Origin of the sequence: Streptomyces sp. NPDC021096, from assembly GCF_040641275.1 — a bacterium.
Classification (GTDB): domain Bacteria; phylum Actinomycetota; class Actinomycetes; order Streptomycetales; family Streptomycetaceae; genus Streptomyces.
Genome location: NZ_JBFADG010000003.1, coordinates 167975 through 187948 on the forward strand (window position 1 = coordinate 167975; position 19974 = coordinate 187948).

The following is a 19974-nucleotide window of genomic DNA, read 5'->3' on the forward strand; positions in this document are numbered from 1 at the left end:
ACACTCCAGGGGTCCGGCTAGGCCCGGGACTGTAGCGGAGCCACCGTCACCCACCAAAGTCGTATGGTCACAGGGTGTCGCGATTTCTGGGGTCAGTACCCGAAGGCGCGTGCGGTATTCGCCGCGACTGCCGTGGCCAGGGCGTCCTCGTCGATGTCCTTCATCTCGGCCATGGCGCGCAATGTGACCGGAATGAGGTAGGGCGCGTTGGGCCGTCCGCGATACGGCATCGGGGTCAGGAAGGGTGCGTCGGTCTCGACGAGGATCAGGTCCAGGGGGGCTACGGCGAGGGCGTCGCGCAGCGGCTGGGCGTTCTTGAAGGTGATGTTCCCGGCGAAGGACATGTAGTAGCCGGCGGCCGCGCAGACCTTGGCCATCCCGGCGTCGCCGGAGTAGCAGTGGAAGACGACGGTCTCGGGCGCGCCTTCCTCCTGCAGGACGCGCAGGACGTCGTCGTGGGCGTCGCGGTCGTGGATGACCAGGGCCTTGCCGTGGCGCTTGGCGATGTCGATGTGGCGGCGGAAGGACAGCTCCTGGGCGGCCATGCCCTCGGGGCCGGTGCGGAAGTAGTCCAGTCCGGTCTCGCCGACGCCCCTGACCTGGGGCAGGGCGGCGAGGCGGTCGATCTCGTCGAGGGCGGCTTCCAGGGCGGCTTCGCCGCCGGGTTCGCGGGTGCCCTGGCGCGACCAGCCGTCGGGGTCGCCGAGGACGATGCGGGGCGCCTCATTCGGGTGCAGGGCGACGGTGGCCCAGACGGCGTCGTGTGCGGCGGCCGTCTCGGCCGCCCAGCGGGATCCGGCGAGGTCGCAGCCGACCTGGATCACGGTGGTCACTCCGACGGAGGCCGCCTTGGCGAGGGCGTCCTCCACCGTGCCGCTCTGCATGTCGAGGTGGGTGTGGGAGTCGGCCACGGGCACGTTCAGCGGCGCCGGGAGCGGCGGGGGGACGTCCTTGTCGTCGTTCTTCTTCCGCCCGCCGTCAGCCGGGCCGCTGTTCGATGCCATCTTCTGTGCCGCCATGCACGCGATTGTAGGTTTCGCGTGGGGCGGGCCTTACTTGCGGTGGAAGGCCTTGAGGATGTCCGACAGGTGCCAGTGGTGCTCGTCGGCCTTCTGCTCGCCCGTCCCGTCGCCGCGGGTCCTGGAGGCGCGCGGCTCGTGGGTGCCGTACGCGCTCATCTGCAGCGGTCCGGCGGCCGCCTGCATGGTGGCCGGCACGACGGTGCGTCCGGGCAGGTGGAGGGCATCGGCGATTTCGGACACCTGCCCGGAGCGCATGATCCGCACCACGTGCTCGCCGCAGTTCACGCAGGTCGGGCGGGTCAGCGGGGACGGTACGCGCTCGCCGTCCGCGTAGTACGTGACGAAGGGCCGGCCTTCGGCGTCGGTGTAGTGCCGTATTTCGTACGACTGCTCCCAGCCGTGCCCGCATCGCATGCAGGCGAAGGAGTAGGACTCATGGGCCGACTCGAACGCCGGTGCACTCGTGTGGGTGATGGTGTGCGTTCGCGTCGTGGGCTGGGCACCGCTTGAAGCCCCTGCGGTCTCGCTCATGGCAGCTCCCTCTTGTCCGCTGGACAAGTCTCTCCGGGACCGGACGTCCCACATCCAGGGAACGCCTCTCCCGGCGATGGCGCAGCAGCCTGACCCGCGAATTGGGGCAAACTTGGCGGCTTCATGCCCTGAGGCGCCGGCTGCCATGCCCAAGCTTTGCTTTTCAGGTTAGCCCTTTACTTTACGATCAGTCCGGCTGTGCGGCATTTTTTGCCGCTACGACCGCATCGAACACCTCGCGCTTGGGCAGGCCCGCCTCCGCCGCCACGGCCGCGATCGCCTCCTTGCGGCGCTCGCCGGCCTCCTCCCTGACCCGCACCCGGCGGACCAGCTCGGCGGGGTCCAGCTCCTGCGGGCCGCGCTCGGCGGCGCCCTCGACGACGATCGTGATCTCGCCGCGCACGCCCTCGGCGGCCCACTCGGCCAGGTCCTTCAGCGGCCCGCGCTTGACCTCCTCGTACGTCTTGGTCAGCTCGCGGCACACCGCGGCCCGGCGGTCGGCGCCGAACGCCTCGGCCATGGCGGCGAGGGTGTCGTCGAGGCGGTGGGGGGCCTCGAAGTAGACGAGGGTGCGCCGCTCGTCGGCCACCTCGCGCAGCCTGCCGAGCCGCTCCCCCGCCTTGCGCGGCAGGAAGCCCTCGAAGCAGAACCGGTCGACCGGCAGCCCGGACACCGCCAGGGCCGTCAGCACGGCCGAGGGGCCCGGCACGGCCGTCACCTTGATGTCGTGCTCGACGGCCGCGGCGACCAGCCGGTACCCGGGGTCGGACACCGACGGCATGCCGGCGTCCGTCACCAGCAGCACCCGCGCCCCGCCCCGCAGGGCCTCGACCAGCTCGGGCGTACGGGCCGACTCGTTGCCCTCGAAGTACGAGACGACCCGGCCGGTGGTGTGCACCCCCAGGGCCTGGGTCAGCCGGCGCAGCCGCCGGGTGTCCTCGGCGGCGATCACTTCGGCGGCGGCCAGTTCGGTGGCCAGCCGCGGGGGCGCGTCGGCCACGTCGCCGATGGGGGTTCCTGCGAGTACGAGCGTTCCAGTCACGCCTCCATCCTCGCAGGGTGCCGCGGCGGGGCCGCTACGGCCGGGTGACGAGGGTGACGTCCCGCAGGCCGGCGACGGCGACGAAGTGGGGCAGCAGGATCCCGCTCTTGGTCTTCTTGAACTGCATCAGCGTGCCGTCGGCCCGCGCCGGTCCCGGCCGGAACGGGGCGCGGTACGGGCGGGCCGAGTTCCGCCACGTGTGCCGGTCGCCGTCGCACACGGCCCGGCTGCCGCCGATGCCGCTGGACCGGCCGCCCTGCATGAGGTTGCTGGCGACGAGCACGGGGGCCGTGGAGCCGCCGGGCAGCAGGAGGCAGCGGTAGGTGCCCGTCATGGTGATCGTGCCGTCGGGTGCGACGTGGGCGGTGGGGTCGATGGTCAGCTCGTTGCGGGGCGGCGGCGGGGGCGCGGCGGCGGCCTCGGGGACGGACGCGGGGGCGACGGCCGTCAGGGCGACGGCGCCGAGCGCGGTGACGGCGGTGCCGATCACCTCTCGGATGCGGGTGCGGGTGCGGATGCGGGTGGGCATACGGGGTCGGTATCCCTCCATGGAGCTCCATCTGTGACGAAGAGCCAGGAATACCCGACGGTGCGGCCGGGGTGTTCGCACCTCACCCGGTCGGGGGCGCGTCCCGGACGTCCGTCGGCCTCGTCCGTCCCGCTCAGCCGGCGTGGAGCATCAGCCCGATGCCGGCGACCATCAGTGCGGCCGCCGCGATCCGGGGCGCGCCGAAGCGCTCCTTCATGAAGAGCGCGCCGATGGCCGCGCCCACGAGGATGGACGACTCGCGCAGCGCCGCGATCGGGGCGAGGGCCGCCTTCGTCTGGGCCCACAGCACCAGCCCGTAGGCGAAGACCGACAGCAGTCCGCCGAGCAGCCCGCGCACGGCGAAGGGCCGGATCCCGGCGAGGAACCGGCCGCGCCGGGCGGTCACGGCCCAGACCGGGATCACCACTCCCTCCAGGACCATCAGCCAGCCGATGTAGCCCAGCGCCGAGCCGGAGGCCCGTACGCCCAGGCCGTCGACGACCGTGTACGCGGCGATGGCCAGCCCCGTCGCGAGGGCCGCCCCGATGGCCGCCCACTGGGGCCGCGCCCCCGAGCCGCGGATGCCCCACAGCGCCAGGCCGACGAGCCCGGCCGAGGCCACCGCGACGCCCGCGAGCTGCCAGCCGCCGGCGAACTCCCCGGCGAAGACCGCCGCCAGGGCGGTCACCGCCAGCGGCGCGGTGCCGCGAGCGATCGGATACATCTGCCCGAAGTCGCCGAGGCTGAACGACCGCATGAGCAGCGCCTGGTAGAGGACGTGCAGCACGGCCGAGAAGGCGAGGTACGGCCACGCCCCGGCGGCGGGCGCCGGCGCGAACGGCAGGAGAAGCGCCCCGCAGACCGCTCCCCCGCCGCCCACGAGCGTGAAGGCCAGGAGCTGGTCCTTGATGCCGTGGGCTATCGCGTTCCAACTGGCGTGCGCGACGGCGGCGATGAGGACGGCGGCGGCGACCGCGGGTGTCATGCGCGACGTCCGCGCGGGCGGGTGTTCCGGCGAACGCATATGTGTGCGGGGGTGTTCATGAAGCCCGACGCTAGCGGTAGTTGCATGAGCCACGCGATGTTGCGTCGCTCACCCGCGCTTGCGGTGCGGCGCACTCACCCCGCGCGCAGGACCGCCGCGACGACGGGCCCGGCGGAGTCGCCGCCGTGACCGCCCTGCGGGACGACCGCGGCGGCGGCCACGTCACCGCGGTAGGCGGTGAACCAGCCGTTGGGCTTGGTCTGGTTGTCGACCTCCGCCGACCCGGTCTTGGCGCCGACGTCGCCGCCGAGCCCGGCCATCGCCTTGGCGCCCGTACCGGAGACCGCGGTGAGCCGCATCATCGAGCGCAGGTCGCGGGCGGCCGCCGGGGACAGGGCGCGCGGGGCCTTGGCCAGCTGACGGCCGTCCAGGGCGGGGTCGACGAGGTAGGGCTGGTGGAACGAGCCGCTGCGTACGGTCGCGGCGACCGAGGCCATGTTCAGGGGGCTCATCTGCACCCGGCCCTGCCCGATCATCGCGGCGGCCTTGCCGGCGCCGCTGTCGGTGGGCACCCTGCCGTCGAAGGTGGGGATGCCGGCCTTCCACTCCAGGCCGAGGCCGAAGACGTCGCGCGCCTCGGCGGCGAGGGCGTCGTCGGGGACCTGTCCGGCGAGCTGGATGAAGGCGGTGTTGCAGGAGGCGGCGAAGTCCTGGGCGAAGGTGGCGCCCGGGTTCTCGCTCTGCTCCACGTTGTGGAAGGTCATGCCGTACGTGGCGTTCTTCGGGCAGGGCAGCGGCTTGCCCGGCGAGGCCTTGCCCTGCTCCAGCAGCATCGCGGCGGTGACGACCTTCATCGTGGAGCCGGGCGCGGTCTGGCCGGACAGGGCCGGGTTGAACTCGGTCTTCTTGGCGTTGGCGATGGCGAGGATCTCGCCGGTGCTCGGCTTCACGGCCACCACGGAGGCGTCGTCGCGCTGGGCGACCGCGGCCTCGGCGGCGCGCTGCACGGCGGCGCTGAGGGTGGTGCGGAGCTTGCCGGGCTTGCCCTGGGAGAGCACGTGCAGGGTCTTGGCCTGGCCGCCGCTCCCCGGGGCCCCGCCCTCCGCCCGTACCTCCACGGCCGGCTCGCCGCCCGCCTTCTCGCCGAACCGCTTGCGCAGTTCGGGCAGGACGGACGCCAGCGACGGGTAGTCCGAGGCCTTCAGTTCGTTGCCGTCGCGGTCGACGGCGGTGATCTGTGCCGCCTGGGTGGCGCCGGTCCGCAGGGTCCGGCCCTCGGTCAGTTCGGGGTGGACGACCGTGGGCTGCCAGCCCACGAGCGGACGGCCGCTGCTCTGGCCCCGGACGACGGCCAGCGAGGAGTCGTACGTCCACGTCGAGCGCTGCTTGCCGTCGACGACCTCGGCGGTGACGGAGAACGGCACCTTCGCGCCCGTGGCCGCCCCCTGCTTGAACGCCACCTTCTCCACGTGCGCCGTCTCGCGGTAGCCGGTCAGCGCGGTGGTGGCGGCCTCCGCGTTGTCGGTGAGGCCCGCCGCCTTCTGCGTGTCGCCCGCCGCCCACGCGGCGAGGAAGGCGCGCGCGGTCTTCTCGGTCTCGCCCGCCGACGGCGGCCCCGTCCGCACGGGCGCCGCCTGGGTTCTCGAGCCCGAGCCGCCGTCCGCGACGGCGTCGACCAGGTTGTAGGCCCCCAGCCCGGCCGCCCCCACTACCGCGGCGCCCACGACGCCGGTGGCGATTTTCGCGCCAGTACGCATGTGTCTTGCCCCCTCCTGGTTTTAATCACCTGATTAAAACCTCGTTGGGCACTCTACGGGAGGGATGTGGCACATGGAGCGATTCCGGCCCGGCCGCCGGCCCACCGCCTGACGTCACATCAGATCCAGGTGTCGAACCACATCCGGTTGCGCCACGCGTCCATCGGGATCGGCTGGCCCGTGTAGATCGGGAAGAAGTAGATGAAGTTCCAGACGATGAACAGGAAGAGCGTGCCCGCGCCCACCGCCCCGACGACCCTTCGCCGTTCGGAGGCCCCCGGCCTGCCGAGGATCGCCCCGAGCAGCATGGCCACGGCCAGGCACAGGAACGGCACGAAGACGACGGCGTAGAAGACGAAGATCGTCCGCTCCTGCCACATGAACCACGGCAGATAGCCGGCCGCGACCGCGCACAGCACGGCCCCCGCACGCCAGTCGCGCCGCAGCGCCCACCGGTAGAGCAGGTACAGCAGCGCGAAGCACGCCGTCCACCACAGCAGCGGCGTGCCCAGGGCGAGGACCTCGCGCGCGCACTTCTCGGTGGCGTCCATCGGGCAGCCGTCCTGGCCCGCCTTCGGGGACTCGTAGAAGTACGAGACCGGGCGTGACTGGACCAGCCAGCTCCACGGGTTGGACTGATACGTGTGGGGCGAGGAGAGCGTGGTGTTGAACTCCCACACCTGCTTCTCGTAATGCCACAGGCTGCGCAGCGGGTTGAGGAGGCCGGCGAGGAACCCGTCCGGGCTGTGGCCGCCCTCGGTCTCGGCGTAGTGCCGGTAGAAGCCGCTGTGCCGCCAGCCCTCCGTGCGGCTGAACGTACCGCTGTTGACGAACCAGCCGGTCCAGGACGCGATGTACACGCCCACGGCCACGGGTACGGTCGACAGGAACGCCCACGGCACGTCGCGCCGCAGCGTGGAACGCCACGGGTGCCGGGCCCCGGCCAGGCGCCGGGCGCCGACGTCCCACAGCACCACCAGCAGACCGAACGCCGCCAGATACACGGCACCGTTCCACTTCGTGGCGAAGGCCAGCCCGAGGAAGACCCCGGCGGCGATCCGCCAGGGCCGCCACCCCAGCTGCGTCCGGTCGCCGACGGCGGCGTCCGGGAGCGCCACCCCGTCCTCGCCCTCCGTCAGCGCCGCCGCCAGGCGGGCCCGGGCCTTGTCCCGGTCGACGAGCACGCACCCGAAGGCGGCCAGGACGAAGAACATCAGCACCGAGTCGAGCAGGGACGTCCGGCTCATGACGTAGTGCAGACCGTCCACGGCCAGCAGCGCGCCCGCCAGACAGCCCAGGAACGTCGACCGCAGCAGCCGCCGCCCGATGCGGCACAGCATCAGCACCGACAGGGTGCCGAGCACGGCCACCATGAAGCGCCAGCCGAAGGGGTTCAGCCCGTACAACCACTCGCCGATGCCGATGACCCACTTGCCGACAGGCGGGTGCACGACGTACGAGGCGGCGTCGCCGACGGCGGTGTTCCCGCCGATGATCTGATCGTTGGCCTCCTTGGGCCACTCGACCTCATAGCCGTACTTCCACAGCGCCCAGGCGTCCTTGGCGTAGTACGTCTCGTCGAATATGACCGCCTTGGGGCTGCCCAGGTTCCAGAACCGGATCACCCCGGCGAAGAGCGCGACGAGCAGCGGCCCCAGCCACCCCATCGACCGCGCGAGCAGCTCAGCCGTTCTCGGACCGGCCCCCGCGGCCGCCCACAGCCGCGTCCCCGGCTCGGGAAACGGCGGCACGAGCCGCTCCCGCACGTCGGACAGCGCCTTCGCGTGGCTGGGGCCCGCATAGCCGAAGCGGCGGAGTCTGCGCTGCCATGGGGGCGGCTGCTCGTCTGCCGTCGGGCCCTGCTGGGCGTGCGTCGCGGTGTCACTGGTCACCGCGCCATCGTAGGGAACGACCCTGTGGGAGTCCTGAGGGCGCCGCGGGAGGCGGCTGCGGGGTCGGTGCGTGTGCCGTGCTCCGGAAGCTTTGGGGAGAGGCGGTGAAGTGTGTGGAGGATGCGCTACGGTGCGCGCCGAACCAGGGACGAGCCGGAGGCTTGCCCTGACCGCACAGCCCATCCGTCCCCACGAACACGGACGAGGTCAACGCGCGAGGACGTTGCCCGGGTCGTCCAGCCACGTGGTGTGGCCGTCCGCCGTGACGGTGAGGCCGAAGCGCTCGACGCCCGGCCTGCCGTTGTCGGCCCACCAGCGGTAGGCGGCCTCTGCCTCGTCCCAGAGGTGACGGGGCCCGGATTGGTAGACCGTGGCTTCCTTCCGGTCGTCACGGAAGACGACCACTGCCCAGGACCTGTCCGTCAGCCCGTAGAACAACACCGGACGCACGCCGTCGCGCTTCCGATCTGCCACATGAGAGACGTCGCGCACCCGCAGACCGATGGCGAACTCTACGGCGGCGAAGGTTCCCGTACCGCAGAATTCGCCCTCGGTGACCGTCGTGGACGACACGTCCGCGTCGTCGCCCGCCCCCGTCGGTACGTAGGCGTCGTGCGGAGGCCGGACGAACCGTTGCGCACGCATGCGCATGAACGCCACCGGCCGGGTGAAGAACCCGGACGCACTCCGGCCGTCCTCAGCCACCAACAGCCGGGCCGTGGCTTCGGCCGGCCCGTAGTGCGTCCCCCAGGGAACGAGGATCAGGCCGCCCGGTGCCGTCTGCTCCACCCACGCGAACGGGATGGTCCGCAGACCGCACGTCGCGATCATCCGGTCGAACGGAGCCCGCTCGGGGCATCCGAGGAATCCGTCACCGTGCACCACTTCTAGCGGCAGCCCGAACCGTTCCAGCGCGTTGCGCCCGGCCGCCGCCACGACGCCGTCCACCTCCATCGTGACGACGTTCCGGGCGCCGAGTCGATGCGCGAGCAGTGCGGCGTTCCACGCGGTGCCCGTGCCGATCTCCAGCACTCGTTGACCGTCTCGGACGTCCAGGTCGGCGAGCATGGAGAAGACGAGGCTCGGCATGGACGACGACGAACTGAACGAGGTGCCCGGTGTGGTGCCGGCATGCGCTCCGTCGTCCCACTGCGTGACGATCGGGACGTTCGAATCCGCGTGCCTCTGCCATGCCTGCGGATCCCGCGCCTTGTCGACCGGGACACTGCGGCCGGTGGCCATGTCGTGGGGCCACATCAAGTCGGGCAGGAAGTCCGACCGGGGCACGGCGTCAAAGGCGGGAGCCCAATCCGGCGACATCGCTCCCGTGTCGCGGAGGAAGCGGCCCAGCTCCTCACGCGTGGGCCGCCCCGTCCGCTCCGTCGAGCCGGTCACTTGCGGTGCGTCCCGTCGCCGGGAGGCGTCGACCCGTCGGGGGTCGGCTCGTCCGTCGGTGCCCACGGCTGTCCGGGGAGCCCGTCCCCCTCGCCTTCGTCCTTGCTGTGCCCGCCGCCCTCACGCGTGTACCTCCCGCTGGTGCATCCCCATGCGGGCAGCGGCGACACTCATCCCCTCACGGTCACCCCGCTCCTCCGCCTCGCGCCGGGCCGCATTGATGCCGCGGCACTCGGTGCAGCGCGGAGCGGCCCCCGATTCGACGGTTGCGCGGACACCTGTGGCCGCATCCCCCGTGGCATTCCGGCTCACCGGTGGTGTCCCGGCAGGAGGCCTCGCATGTGGTGGCACGCCCGGCCCCAGTCCTGCATGTGCAGGACAGCCGAGCGGAGGCCCGAGCCGGGGCCGGTGGCGAGCTCATGACGGGCGACGTCCACCGTCGATTGGGCCAGGTGCCACTCCGCTGTCCCCCGCACCATGCCGCTGATGTGGCTCTCTGCCTCCGGCAGCAGGCGCTCCAGGAAGTTCCGCAGCCGCTCGGTGGTCTCCTCGACCTCCTCGTGACGGGGCAAGGGGACGGGGTGAGACAGCGCGCGGCGGATCGCATCGGCAAGGTACTGGGACATCTCGGTGGCGGTGTCGCACGCCGGCTGGTCGCTGACGGTCACGGTCACGTGTTGGCTCCCTCGTAGAGATCGGATCGCACGTAGAGATAACTCCCTGCGCAGGCCCGGCCGGTACCGTGTGAGGGAGGCGTGAACGTGAAAGCCATGAAAGTCGGCGGGAGTTGAGACATGGCGAGCAACCCACGCACCCCCAATGCCGGGCTGGCCGGTCTGCTCGACCAGGCACGGTGGTCGCGCACCCAGTTCGCGATGGCGGTGAACCGCACCGGGGCCGAAGCCGGCCTGTCCCTGCGCTACGACCAGTCGGCCGTATCGCACTGGCTGTCCGGGACGATGCCCCGGACGCAGGTCAGGCCCGTTATCGTCGAGGCCCTCGCCCGCCGTCTGAAGCGGCCCGTCACGCACGCCGAGGCCGGCCTCGCCCGGGCAGCCGGGGGCGAGAGCGGGAGCACGCTCGATGATCTCGTCGATGTCGGCCGGGCCGATATGGACCCCTCGCGCCGTGGCGTTCTCACTGCGGGCATGTACTCGGCGGCGTTGGCCGTCCCCCTCTTCCCGGACCTCGCCGGACGCGCGGAAAAGCCGCCGGGTGACACCGGACGCACCGCGCGCATCGGCTCGGGTGAAGTGGCCACCGTGCGCACGATGACCGAGAAGATCGCCGACATCCTCGACGAACTCGGCGGCGGCCACGCGCGCCCCATGGCGGCGGCCTTCCTGGTCAACACGGTCGCCCCATATCTGAAGGCCTCCGCCCCAGAGCCTGTGCGCAAAGACATGCTCGCCGCCGCCTCGGACCTGGTGTACCTGACGGGGTGGATGGCGATGTACGAACGTGAGCACGGTCTCGGCCAGCGTTACTACGTCAAAGCGCTCAAGCTCGCCGGGGCGGCCGAGGACCACATCACGTACTGCCGCACCTTGCGCGGCATGAGCCTGCAGGCGTCGAACCTCGGCTACGGGACCAAGGCACTGCACCTCGCGGACGCCGCCGCCGAGGCGTCTCCAAAGGCCGGCCCGCGTCTGCGGGCCTTCCTCGCCGGGCAGCAGGCGCACGCCGCATCTATGACGGGCGACCGGCACACCGCCATCGCGCGGCTCCGCGAGACGGAAACCGCCTTGTCGAAGGCCGACTCACGGCGGGAGGCCATCGGCGGGTACGACGCCAGCGCCTACCAGTTCCACGTCTCGCACGTGCTGTACGAGTTCAAAGACCTCGAGGGGTCGATCCGGGCCATGCAGGAATGCCTCAAGACCCAACCCCGCCAGGAACGCCAGGGCCGGCTGCACTCCCATGCGCTCCTGGCCCAACGCCAATTCGAACTCGGCCATCTGGAAGCCGCGTGCGCGACGTGGCACCTCTTCCTGGACGACTACGTCCTGCTCTCCACCGCACGCGGCGACGAGCACTTCGCCACGATGCGTCGCCACATCCGGCCGTACACGAAGACCCGCGCGGTGCGCGATCTCACGAACCGGGCCCGCGAGGTCGCCGGGGCGAAGTCCTGAGCCCCCTCACTCCCCCGCAGAGCGCAGGCGCGCGGTGGTGTGATCCGTCGAGGGGTTCACAGCGAGGACCTCGGCGCGCGCCGCATCGACGAGAGCACCGATCTCGGTGACCGCGGCCCTGGCCGCCTCGGCGTCCAGGCCCGAGTCGACGACGGCTTCCAGCTCGTGGAACCGGGCCGCCCGGACAGGATCACGTTCCACGGCCACCACGATGCCCCAGTACTCGGTGAACGACCGGAGCGGCGTGATGCTGTTGAGCTCCTGGGCCTGGGTGGCCGCGTGCACCAGATGCTCGTTCAGCTCGTCCAGCCGGGAGGGAACGAGCCGGGCGACAGCCGCCCGCAGGCCTTCGGGCGTCAACGGCGGCATGGGAATCGCGCCGGAGGAAGAGACAGGCTGAGCGCTCATGCCGCCATCCTGCCACTCACCGGATCCGGCATGTTGGCTGAGCACTCCCCCGCAACGCCTCCCGCAGCCCCACGTTCCCCACCAGGATCCCGCCGTCCACCGGCAGCGTCACCCCCGTGATCCACGCGGCGTCCGCCGAGGCCAGGAAGGCCACCGCCGCCGCGATGTCCTCCGGGCGGCCCACGCGGCCCAGGGGGTAGTGGGCCGCCGCCTGTTGGAGGGAGACCTCGCGGCCGGTCCAGGTGGGGGTGGCGACCGTGCCGGGGGCGATCAGGTTGGCGCGGACGCCTCGGGGGGCGCCGTGGCCGGCGAGGGTGCGGGTCAGGCCGGCCAGGCCGGCCTTCGCGGCGCTGTAGGCGTGGGCGCCGAAGTCCTGTTCGCCGTTGACGGAGCCGATGTTGACGATGGCGCCGCGGCCGTCCGCCGCGGCCAAGTGCGGCATCGCCGCGCGGGCGCAGCGCAGGGCGCCGGTGAGGGTGATGTCCAGGTCGCGGGCCCAGTCCTCGTCCCGTACGTCCTCCAGGAGGTCGGGATCCGGGTGGAAGGAGTAGGCGTTGTTGACCAGGACGTCGAGGCGGCCGAAGCGGTCGGCCGCGTGGGCCGTCGCGGCCTCGACCGCCGCGCGGTCGCCGACGTCGCACGTCGCCGACTCGGCCGTCAGGCCGTCCGCGCGCAGCGCCGCGGCCGCCTTCTCGGCGCGCTCCCCGTCCGCGTCCGTCAGGAGCACCCGCGCGCCCTCGGAGGCGAGGCGGCGGGCCGTGGCCTCGCCGATGCCCCGGCCCGCGCCCGTGATCAGTACCGCATAGCCGTCGAAGCGCATGCGGGCAGCATTACCCCGCCAGGGCCTTGGCAACCGCCCGTACCAGCGCCTGGGCGCGCGGGTCGGCGGTGACGTTCTTCTGCATGCCGTTGGTGACGTAGCCGAAGGAGATGCCGGACTCGGGGTCGGCGAAGGCCAGGGAGCCGCCGCGGCCGGGGTGGCCGAAGGAGCCGGGGGCCAGCAGGGGCGAGGCGGGGCCGTGGAGCATGTAGCCGAGGCCGAAGCGGGTGTTCACGACCAGGACGCGGTCGGGGCCCGCGGACTCCTCCGTGCGGGCCATGGTGAGCGTCGCGGGGGCGAAGAGGCGGCGGCCGCCGTCCACGACGCCGATGAGGGAGCCGTAGAAGCGGGCCAGGGCGTCCGCGGTGGCGATGCCGGCCGAGGCGGGGAGTTCGGCGGCGCGGTAGGCGGGGTCGTTCTCGTCGGCGTGCGGGCTGATCGCGGCGAAGGCGCGGCGGGTGAGCGAGGCGGGGTCGGCGTAGGCGTCGGTGACCGACGCCTTGGCGCGCACCCGCAGGCCGGCCGCGGCGGGGGCGGCCGGGGCCTCGATGTCCGCGATGCGGCCCACCCGGTCCTGCTCGGCCTCCGGCAGGCCCAGCCACAGGTCCAGGCCCAGCGGCCCGGCTATCTCCTCGGCGACCCAGGTGCCGATCGACCGGCCGGTCACGCGCTTGACCAGCTCGCCGATCAGCCAGCTGTAGGTCTGCGCGTGGTAGCCGTGGTCGGTGCCCGGCTCCCAGGCGGGCGCCTGCGCGGCGAGGGCGGCCGGGCCGCTGACGCCGTCGATCGCCTCGGCCGGGGTGAGCGGGGTGTCGAGCGCGGGCAGGCCGGCGCGGTGCGAGAGCAGGTGCCGTACGAGCACCCGCTCCTTGCCGACCGCCTTGAACTCCGGCCAGTACGTGCCGACGGGCGCGTCCAGGTCCACCTGGCCCCGCTGGTGCAGCAGCAGCGGCACGGCCGCGGCCACGCCCTTGGTGGCGGAGCGCACGACCTGTGCGGTGCCCCGGGCCCACGGCTGGTCGCCGTCCGCGTCCTTCGTGCCGGCCCACAGGTCGACGACGCGGCGTCCGTCGCGGTAGACGGCCACGGCCGCGCCCCGTTCGCCGCGCCGCGCGAAGTTGTCCGCGAAGGCGTCCCGGACCGGTTCGAAACCGTCCGCCACCGTGCCCTGGACGTCCACCACTGTTGTCCGCTCCCACTCGTGCCGATTACTGCAAATCCACCCACCATGGTGCAACGTGATCGGCAGTGCTCCGGACCAGGGGGTCACCCCCGCACGGCCACCGACCGCGGATCGAAGCCGAAGGGCAGCTCCAGCCGGTGGGCGCGCATCGTCTCCTCGTCGCACAGCAGCTCCCGGGTGGGGCCGTCCGCCGCGATGACGCCGTCGCTCAGCACGACGGACCGCTCGCACAGCTCGAGGGCGTACGGCAGGTCGTGCGTGACCATCAGCACAGTGACGTCGAGCGAGCGCAGGATGCCGGCGAGCTCGCGGCGGGAGGCGGGGTCGAGGTTGGAGGAGGGCTCGTCGAGGACGAGGATCTCGGGTTCCATGGCCAGGACGGTGGCCACGGCCACCCTGCGGCGCTGCCCGAAGGAGAGGTGGTGCGGGGGGCGGTCGGCGAAGCCGGCCATGCCGACCTGGGCGAGGGCCGCCTCCACGCACGCCTCCAGTTCGGCGCCGCGCATTCCGGCCGCCGCGGGGCCGAAGGCGACGTCCTCGCGCACGGTGGGCATGAACAGCTGGTCGTCGGGGTCCTGGAAGACGATGCCGACGCGGCGCCGGACCTCGGCGAGGTGGCGTTTTTCGACCGGCAGCCCGGCCACGCGCACCGAGCCCGCGCCGCCGCCCAGGATGCCGTTGAGGTGGAGGACGAGCGTGGTCTTGCCGGCGCCGTTGGGGCCGAGCAGGGCGACGCGCTCGCCGCGCCCGACGGTCAGGTCGACGCCGAAGAGGGCCTGGTGGCCGTCGGGGTAGGCGAAGGCGAGGCCGCGGACCTCGAGGGAGGGCACCACAGGTGTCATGTCAGCATCCATCCGGTCAGGCAGACCGCCAACGCGGCCAGGGGCAGGGCGGCCGCGTACGTCCACTGCGCACGCGAGGCGGTCACCTCGTCGATCACGGGCATCGTGCCGGCGTAGCCACGGCTGATCATCGCCAGGTGGACGCGCTCGCCGCGCTCGTAGGAGCGGATGAACAGCGCCCCCGCGGACGTGGCCAGCACCCCCCAGTGGCGCACCCCGCGCGCGGTGAAGCCGCGCGATTCCCGGGCGATGCGCATGCGCCGCATCTCGTCGGCGATGACGTCCCCGTAGCGGATCATGAAGGAGGCGATCTGGACGAGCAGCGGTGGCAGCCGCAGTCGCTGCAGGCCCAGCAGCAGCGCGCGCAGCTCGGTCGTCGAGGCGAGGAGCACCGACGCGGCGACGCCCAGGGTGCCCTTGGCGAGGATGTTCCAGGCGCCCCACAGGCCGGACTGGCTCAGCGAGAGGCCCAGGACGTGCACGCGCTCGCCCTCGGCCACGAACGGCATCAGCAGGGCGAAGGCGACGAACGGCACCTCGATCAGCAGCCGGCGCAGCAGGACGCCGGCCGGTACGCGGGCCGCGCCCGCGACGGCCGCCAGCAGCAGCGCGTACAGGCCGAAGGCCCAGAGCGCTTCGCGCGGGGTGGAGACGACGACCAGGACGAAGCAGAAGACGGCCGCGATCTTGCAGTGCGGGGGCAGGGCGTGGACCGGTGAGCGGGCGTGCCGGTAGAGCCTGTGGGTGTGGCCGGCGCCCATGTCAGACCGCCTCGGCGGACGAGGCCCGGGCCGCGGCGGACGCCCGGCGGCGGCGTACGACGACGAACACGCCGGTGCCCACGGCCAGCGTGGTCCCGACGCCGATCACTCCGGCGAGCCCGCCCGAGATCCGTTCGTCCGCGACGTCCTCGAGCTGGTAGTCGGCGAGGGGGGAGCCCTTGGCGGCGTGGTCCTCGGCCTTGCTGTCGATGCCCTTGTCGTGGGCGACCTTCTCCAGGCCGTCGGGGCTGGAGGAGGCGTAGTAGCTGACGAAGCCGGCGAGGGCGAGGGCGGCGACGAGGCCGACGGCCCAGATCCGGCGGGTGGGGCGCGGGGCGACCGTGGACACGATGGGCTCGATGACCGTCCCGTCGGCCGTGCGCAGCTCCAGCGGCCTGGCCAGGCCCCGGGCACCGTGGACGAGGTCGGGCCGGACGGCGATCACCGCGCCCACCGTCAGGGCGGTGATGGCCGCCTCGCCGATGCCGATGAGGACGTGCACGCCGACCATCGCGGTGAGGACCTTGCCGGTGGGCACGTCGGTGGTGCCGCCCAGGGCGTAGAGGAGGGTGAAGGCGCCGGCCGCCGCCGGTACGGAGACCAGGGCGGCCGCGAAGGCGGCGGCGGTCACGGACGGGCGGCGCCGCGGCAGGGCCGTGACCAGCAGCCGGAAGATGGCGTAGGCGACGACCGTGGTGACCACGGCCATGTCGGTGATGTTCACGCCGAGGGCGGTGAGCCCGCCGTCCGCGAAGAGCACGCCCTGCATCAGCAGCACCACGGATATGCAGAGGACCCCGGTGCAGGGGCCGACGAGTATCGCCGCCAGCGCGCCGCCCAGCAGATGGCCGCTCGTGCCGGCCGCCACGGGGAAGTTCAGCATCTGGACGGCGAAGACGAAGGCCGCCACGAGCCCCGCCAGCGGGGCCGTCTTCTCGTCCAGTTCCCTGCGGGCCCCGCGCAGGCAGACCGCGACGGCCGTCGCGGCGACGGCCCCCGCTGCCAGGGACACGGGGGCGTCGATGAATCCGTCGGGTACATGCATGGCGAGCTCCGTCCGTTCGTGCCTCGCTCGTGCGGTTCAGCCGCTTGCTCAGCCGTGGTGTTCAGCCGTTTGGTTCAGCGATGAACCGCTCGATGATAGGGCCGGGCTGCAAATTAGTGGCAAGAGCGTGGGCGATGCGACTGCGCGCCCCTCGCCGTGCCCCACGCCCGTCAGAGGTGGCGAGTCGGGGCAACTCCCCAAATGCTGGGCACGGGAGGTACGTCACCATGACCACGGCCACCGCGCCCGCCCCACAGGCCCCGGCCCCACCCGTGCTGAGCCGCCGGCGTACGAATCTCGTCTTCGTCACGATCGTGCTCGGCATGCTGCTCGCCGCCCTCGACCAGACGATCGTCTCCACCGCGCTGCCGACGATCGTCGCGGACCTGGGCGGCGGCGGTCACATGGCCTGGGTGGTGACGGCGTACCTGCTCACCGAGACGGTCTCGACGGTTCTGGTCGGCAAGTTCGGCGACCTCTTCGGGCGCAAGGTGGTCTTCCAGCTGAGCGCGGTGGTCTTCACCGGCGGCTCGGTCTTCGCGGGCGCCGCGAACTCCATGGCGATGCTGATCGCCGCCCGCGCCGTGCAGGGCGTGGGCGGCGGCGGTCTGATGGTGACGGCCATGGCGCTGATCGCGGACGTCATCCCGCTGCGCGAGCGCGGCAAGTACCAGGGTGCGCTGGGCGCGGTCTTCGGGGTGACCACGGTCGTCGGCCCGACCCTGGGCGGCGTCTTCACCGACCACGCCACGTGGCGCTGGTGCTTCTACGTCAACGTGCCCGTCGCCGTCGTGATGGTGGCCATGGCGGCCCGGACGATTCCCGTGATCCGCTCGGCGGTGCGCCCGGTCATCGACTACCTGGGCATCGCGCTGGTGGCACTCGGCTCCTCCGGGCTGGTCCTGGGCCTGCAGTGGGGCGGCCAGACGTACGCCTGGGACTCGGCCGTCATCATCGGCCTCTTCACGGGCGCGGTCGTCCTGCTGGCGGGCTTCGTCCTGGTGGAGCTGCGCGCGGAGGAACCGATGCTGCCCATGCATCTCTTCCGCAATCCGGTCTTCACCGTCTGCTCGACGCTGAGCTTCATCGTGGGCTTCGCGATGCTGGGCGCGCTGACGTACCTGCCGACGTATCTGCAGTACGTGGACGGGGTGTCGGCCACGATGTCGGGCGTACGGGCGCTGCCGATGGTGGCCGGGCTGCTGGGCGCGTCCATGCTCTCGGGCATCGTGGTGAGCCGCACCGGCCGCTATCGGGTGTTCCCCATCGCCGGCATGGGCGTGATGGCGCTCGGGCTGTATCTGATGTCGACGATGGGGGCGTCGACCGGGGCGTGGCTGGAGTCGCTGTACATGTTCGTGCTCGGGGCCGGCATCGGGCTCGCCATGCAGGTGCTGACGATCGCCGTGCAGAACACCGTGCCGTACCACGAGCTGGGCACGGCCACCTCGGGCGTGACGTTCTTCCGTACGCTCGGCAGCGCCTTCGGCACGGCCATCTTCGGCACGCTCTACACCGGTCAGCTGGTCCCCAACCTCACCGAGGCGCTGGCCCGTTCGCCCGGGGTGCCGCCGGCCGCGGTGCAGAGCCCGCAGGCGCTGGGCCGGTTGCCGGCGGAGCTGGCGCGGCCCGTCGTCGACGCCTATGCCCAGACCGTGAACTACGTCTTCCTGTGGGTGGTGCCGGTCGCCCTGGCGGGCTTCGTCGCCGCCTGGTTCCTCAAGGAGGTGCCGCTGCGCGACAGCGCCCGGGCCGGGGCCTCCGACATGGGCGAGGCGTTCGCGGCACCGGACTCGGGCGAGGCGGAGCGGCAGCTGGAGCGGGCGGTGGCGAGCGTGATGCGCAGGGCCAAGGGCGGCCCGGTCAGCCGGCAGATCCTCGACGCGTCCGGCAGTGCGCTCGACCCCGTCGAGGCGTGGACCCTCGGCCAGATCCACTGGCGCCTGCGGCTGCGCGGCGATGCCGCCCTGTCGTCGATCGCCGCCGCGCACCGGATGCCGGCGGAGGTGCTGGAGCCGGCGTTCTCCCGTACGGCGCGGGCGGGGTACGCGCGCCTGGAGGGCGACCTGCTGTTCCTGACCCCGGCCGGCGAGGCGGAGCTGGAGCGCCTGAGCACGGCCTGGCGCTCCTGGCTGGCCACCCATCTGGACGACTGGGACGCCGGCGATCCGCAGGACCGCGCCCGCATGGAGCGCGCCCTGGACGGTCTGGCGGAGCGGCTGCTGGAGGAGGACGAGCACGCCCGGGAGCACACGGGTGTGTGAGGCCGTCCCCGCCGAAGCCAATGGGGTGAACCGCTCCAAAAGCATGCATGTACCGACATATTCGGTCAACTCCCTCAGAGCCACGTCGGAGTGGACGTGGACCCAAATGGAGGTTCCATGCGACCGAAGGAGATATTCATGCGCCGTCACCGGCTGACCTTGCCGTCCGCCATCACGGTGGCCCTGGTGTTCAGCGGTACGGCCCTACCGGGCACGGCCGCGGTCGCCGCGCCGGAGCCCGGGCAGGCTCCGGCGCACGAGCGGCACGCGGCGAGCCCCGCGGACTTCGACGAGGTCGACTGCGAGGGCCCGGCCGAAGGAGAGGGCGACGTCTACACCCGGCCCCCCGTGACCGGTCCCCCGAAGGACGCCGAGCACCAAAAGGGCCAGCAGCCCAAGGAAGGGGACCACCCCAAGGGCCGGCCCGGCGGGGACATGGACCACGCGAAGCCCCAGCCGGCCAAGGAACCGGGTCACGTGCAGGCCCAGCCCGCCAAGGACACGGACAACGCGCAGGGACAGCAGCCCAAGGCACCGGACAACGCCCAGGGACAGCAGCCCAAGGAGCCGGACCACTCGCAGGCGCAGCCCAAGGCACCGGAGCACGTGCAGGCCCAGCCGCCCAAGGACACGGACCACGCGCAGGGCCAGCCCGCCAAGGACATGGACTACGGGTGGCAGAGCCAGCCCGCCAAGGAGACCGGTCACGCGCAGGCGCAGGCGCAGCAGGCCGGGGAGTCCGCGAGCACGCCCCACAAGCCCGCGGGCGTCGCGCCCGAGATGCGCCGCGGCCTGCCGCTGAAGTGGCCCAGGAACATCCCGGACCGCGACGACGCCGTGCGCATGCTCGACGAGCTCGAGGTCAAGCCGTTCAGCAGCAAGGGCTACGACCGCAAGCACTTCGGCGGTGCGGCCTGCTGGGTCCGGCACGGCGTCAACCGGTGCACCACCCGGGAGATCGCCCTGAAGTTCCAGTCCCTCGTGCCGGCGAAGCTCGACGGGCCGTGCAGGGTCGTCGGCGGCCAGTGGCGCAGCGAGTACGACAACAGGACGATGCACGACCCGCTGCACATGGACGTCGACCACATCGTGCCGCTGCGGCACGCGTGGGGTTCCGGCGCGAACACCTGGTCGGCGGCCAAGCGCCAGGAGTTCGCCAACGACCTGACCGCCACGCCGCAGCTGATCGTGGTGTCCACCTGGAGCAACCGCCGCAAGGGCGACAAGGCGCCGGACAAGTGGCTGCCGCCGGGCGGCGAGTGCCTCTACAGCCAGGCGTGGATCGCGGTGAAGGACTACTACGGGCTCAGCGTCACCGAGGCCGAGAAGAACAAGCTGCAGCTGGTCCTCAACAAGTGCTGAC

18 protein-coding genes are annotated in these 19974 nt (G+C 72.3%); 3 read left to right on the forward strand and 15 right to left on the reverse strand.

Annotation, left to right across the window (positions count from 1 at the left end):
* Window positions 1-92 precede the first annotated feature (92 nt).
* From AB0G59_RS07150 to AB0G59_RS07190, 9 genes are all read right to left on the reverse strand, one after another.
* Window positions 93-1004 (reverse strand): TatD family hydrolase, encoded by a 912-nt coding sequence (locus tag AB0G59_RS07150; protein WP_360909343.1) that lies wholly within the window; start codon window positions 1002-1004, stop codon window positions 93-95.
* A 48-nt stretch (window positions 1005-1052) separates the two neighbouring features.
* Window positions 1053-1553, reverse strand: coding sequence for a hypothetical protein (locus AB0G59_RS07155; protein ID WP_360908908.1), 501 nt, complete (start codon window positions 1551-1553; stop codon window positions 1053-1055).
* A 187-nt stretch (window positions 1554-1740) separates the two neighbouring features.
* The gene (rsmI, locus tag AB0G59_RS07160) at window positions 1741-2595 is read right to left on the reverse strand and encodes a 16S rRNA (cytidine(1402)-2'-O)-methyltransferase (protein WP_360908910.1); all 855 of its coding nucleotides are present in this window, start codon (window positions 2593-2595) and stop codon (window positions 1741-1743) included.
* Between the two features lie 34 nt (window positions 2596-2629).
* The gene (locus AB0G59_RS07165) at window positions 2630-3124 is read right to left on the reverse strand and encodes a DUF6299 family protein (protein WP_360908912.1); all 495 of its coding nucleotides are present in this window, start codon (window positions 3122-3124) and stop codon (window positions 2630-2632) included.
* A 133-nt stretch (window positions 3125-3257) separates the two neighbouring features.
* Window positions 3258-4109: a DMT family transporter gene (locus AB0G59_RS07170; RefSeq protein WP_360908914.1), complete on the reverse strand. Its 852-nt coding sequence runs from the start codon at window positions 4107-4109 to the stop codon at window positions 3258-3260.
* A 134-nt stretch (window positions 4110-4243) separates the two neighbouring features.
* Window positions 4244-5866 (reverse strand): penicillin-binding transpeptidase domain-containing protein, encoded by a 1623-nt coding sequence (locus AB0G59_RS07175; protein WP_360908916.1) that lies wholly within the window; start codon window positions 5864-5866, stop codon window positions 4244-4246.
* A gap of 119 nt (window positions 5867-5985) precedes the next feature.
* Window positions 5986-7758 carry a phospholipid carrier-dependent glycosyltransferase gene (locus AB0G59_RS07180; RefSeq protein ID WP_360908918.1) on the reverse strand — a complete coding sequence of 591 codons (1773 nt, stop codon included), beginning with the start codon at window positions 7756-7758 and terminating at the stop codon, window positions 5986-5988.
* Between the two features lie 207 nt (window positions 7759-7965).
* Window positions 7966-9078: a protein-L-isoaspartate(D-aspartate) O-methyltransferase gene (locus AB0G59_RS07185; RefSeq protein ID WP_360909345.1), complete on the reverse strand. Its 1113-nt coding sequence runs from the start codon at window positions 9076-9078 to the stop codon at window positions 7966-7968.
* Window positions 9079-9461: 383 nt separating this feature from the next.
* The gene (locus AB0G59_RS07190) at window positions 9462-9827 is read right to left on the reverse strand and encodes a DUF6415 family natural product biosynthesis protein (RefSeq protein ID WP_360908920.1); all 366 of its coding nucleotides are present in this window, start codon (window positions 9825-9827) and stop codon (window positions 9462-9464) included.
* A gap of 120 nt (window positions 9828-9947) precedes the next feature.
* Between AB0G59_RS07190 and AB0G59_RS07195 the strand changes: the two genes are divergently transcribed.
* Complete coding sequence (locus AB0G59_RS07195) at window positions 9948-11288, forward strand: hypothetical protein (protein ID WP_360908922.1); 1341 nt, start codon at window positions 9948-9950, stop codon at window positions 11286-11288.
* A gap of 6 nt (window positions 11289-11294) precedes the next feature.
* On the opposite strand, the gene AB0G59_RS07200 is transcribed toward AB0G59_RS07195, so the two are convergent.
* The 6 genes from AB0G59_RS07200 to AB0G59_RS07225 all read right to left on the reverse strand — a co-directional run bounded on the left by AB0G59_RS07200 (window position 11295) and on the right by AB0G59_RS07225 (window position 16347).
* Window positions 11295-11696 (reverse strand): hypothetical protein, encoded by a 402-nt coding sequence (locus tag AB0G59_RS07200; RefSeq protein WP_360908924.1) that lies wholly within the window; start codon window positions 11694-11696, stop codon window positions 11295-11297.
* A 16-nt stretch (window positions 11697-11712) separates the two neighbouring features.
* A complete protein-coding gene (locus AB0G59_RS07205; RefSeq protein WP_360908926.1) occupies window positions 11713-12516 on the reverse strand; it encodes an SDR family oxidoreductase in 804 nt (267 codons plus the stop codon).
* A 10-nt stretch (window positions 12517-12526) separates the two neighbouring features.
* A complete protein-coding gene (locus tag AB0G59_RS07210) occupies window positions 12527-13699 on the reverse strand; it encodes a serine hydrolase domain-containing protein (protein WP_360908928.1) in 1173 nt (390 codons plus the stop codon).
* Between the two features lie 83 nt (window positions 13700-13782).
* Window positions 13783-14541: an ABC transporter ATP-binding protein gene (locus AB0G59_RS07215; RefSeq protein ID WP_360908930.1), complete on the reverse strand. Its 759-nt coding sequence runs from the start codon at window positions 14539-14541 to the stop codon at window positions 13783-13785.
* Window positions 14538-15302: a cobalt ECF transporter T component CbiQ gene (gene cbiQ / locus AB0G59_RS07220; RefSeq protein WP_360908932.1), complete on the reverse strand. Its 765-nt coding sequence runs from the start codon at window positions 15300-15302 to the stop codon at window positions 14538-14540. Before cbiQ ends, AB0G59_RS07215 begins: the two co-directional genes overlap by 4 nt.
* Window position 15303: 1 nt before the next feature.
* Window positions 15304-16347, reverse strand: coding sequence for an energy-coupling factor ABC transporter permease (locus AB0G59_RS07225; RefSeq protein ID WP_360908934.1), 1044 nt, complete (start codon window positions 16345-16347; stop codon window positions 15304-15306).
* 227 nt (window positions 16348-16574) lie between these two features.
* Here AB0G59_RS07225 and AB0G59_RS07230 point away from each other — a divergent pair, with 227 nt between their 5' ends.
* Together AB0G59_RS07230 and AB0G59_RS07235 are read left to right on the forward strand one after the other, a co-directional pair.
* A complete protein-coding gene (locus AB0G59_RS07230; RefSeq protein ID WP_360908936.1) occupies window positions 16575-18611 on the forward strand; it encodes an MDR family MFS transporter in 2037 nt (678 codons plus the stop codon).
* Window positions 18612-18749: 138 nt separating this feature from the next.
* Entirely contained in the window at window positions 18750-19973 is a 1224-nt protein-coding gene (locus AB0G59_RS07235) for a DUF1524 domain-containing protein (protein WP_360908938.1), read from the forward strand.
* Window position 19974 lies beyond the last annotated feature (1 nt).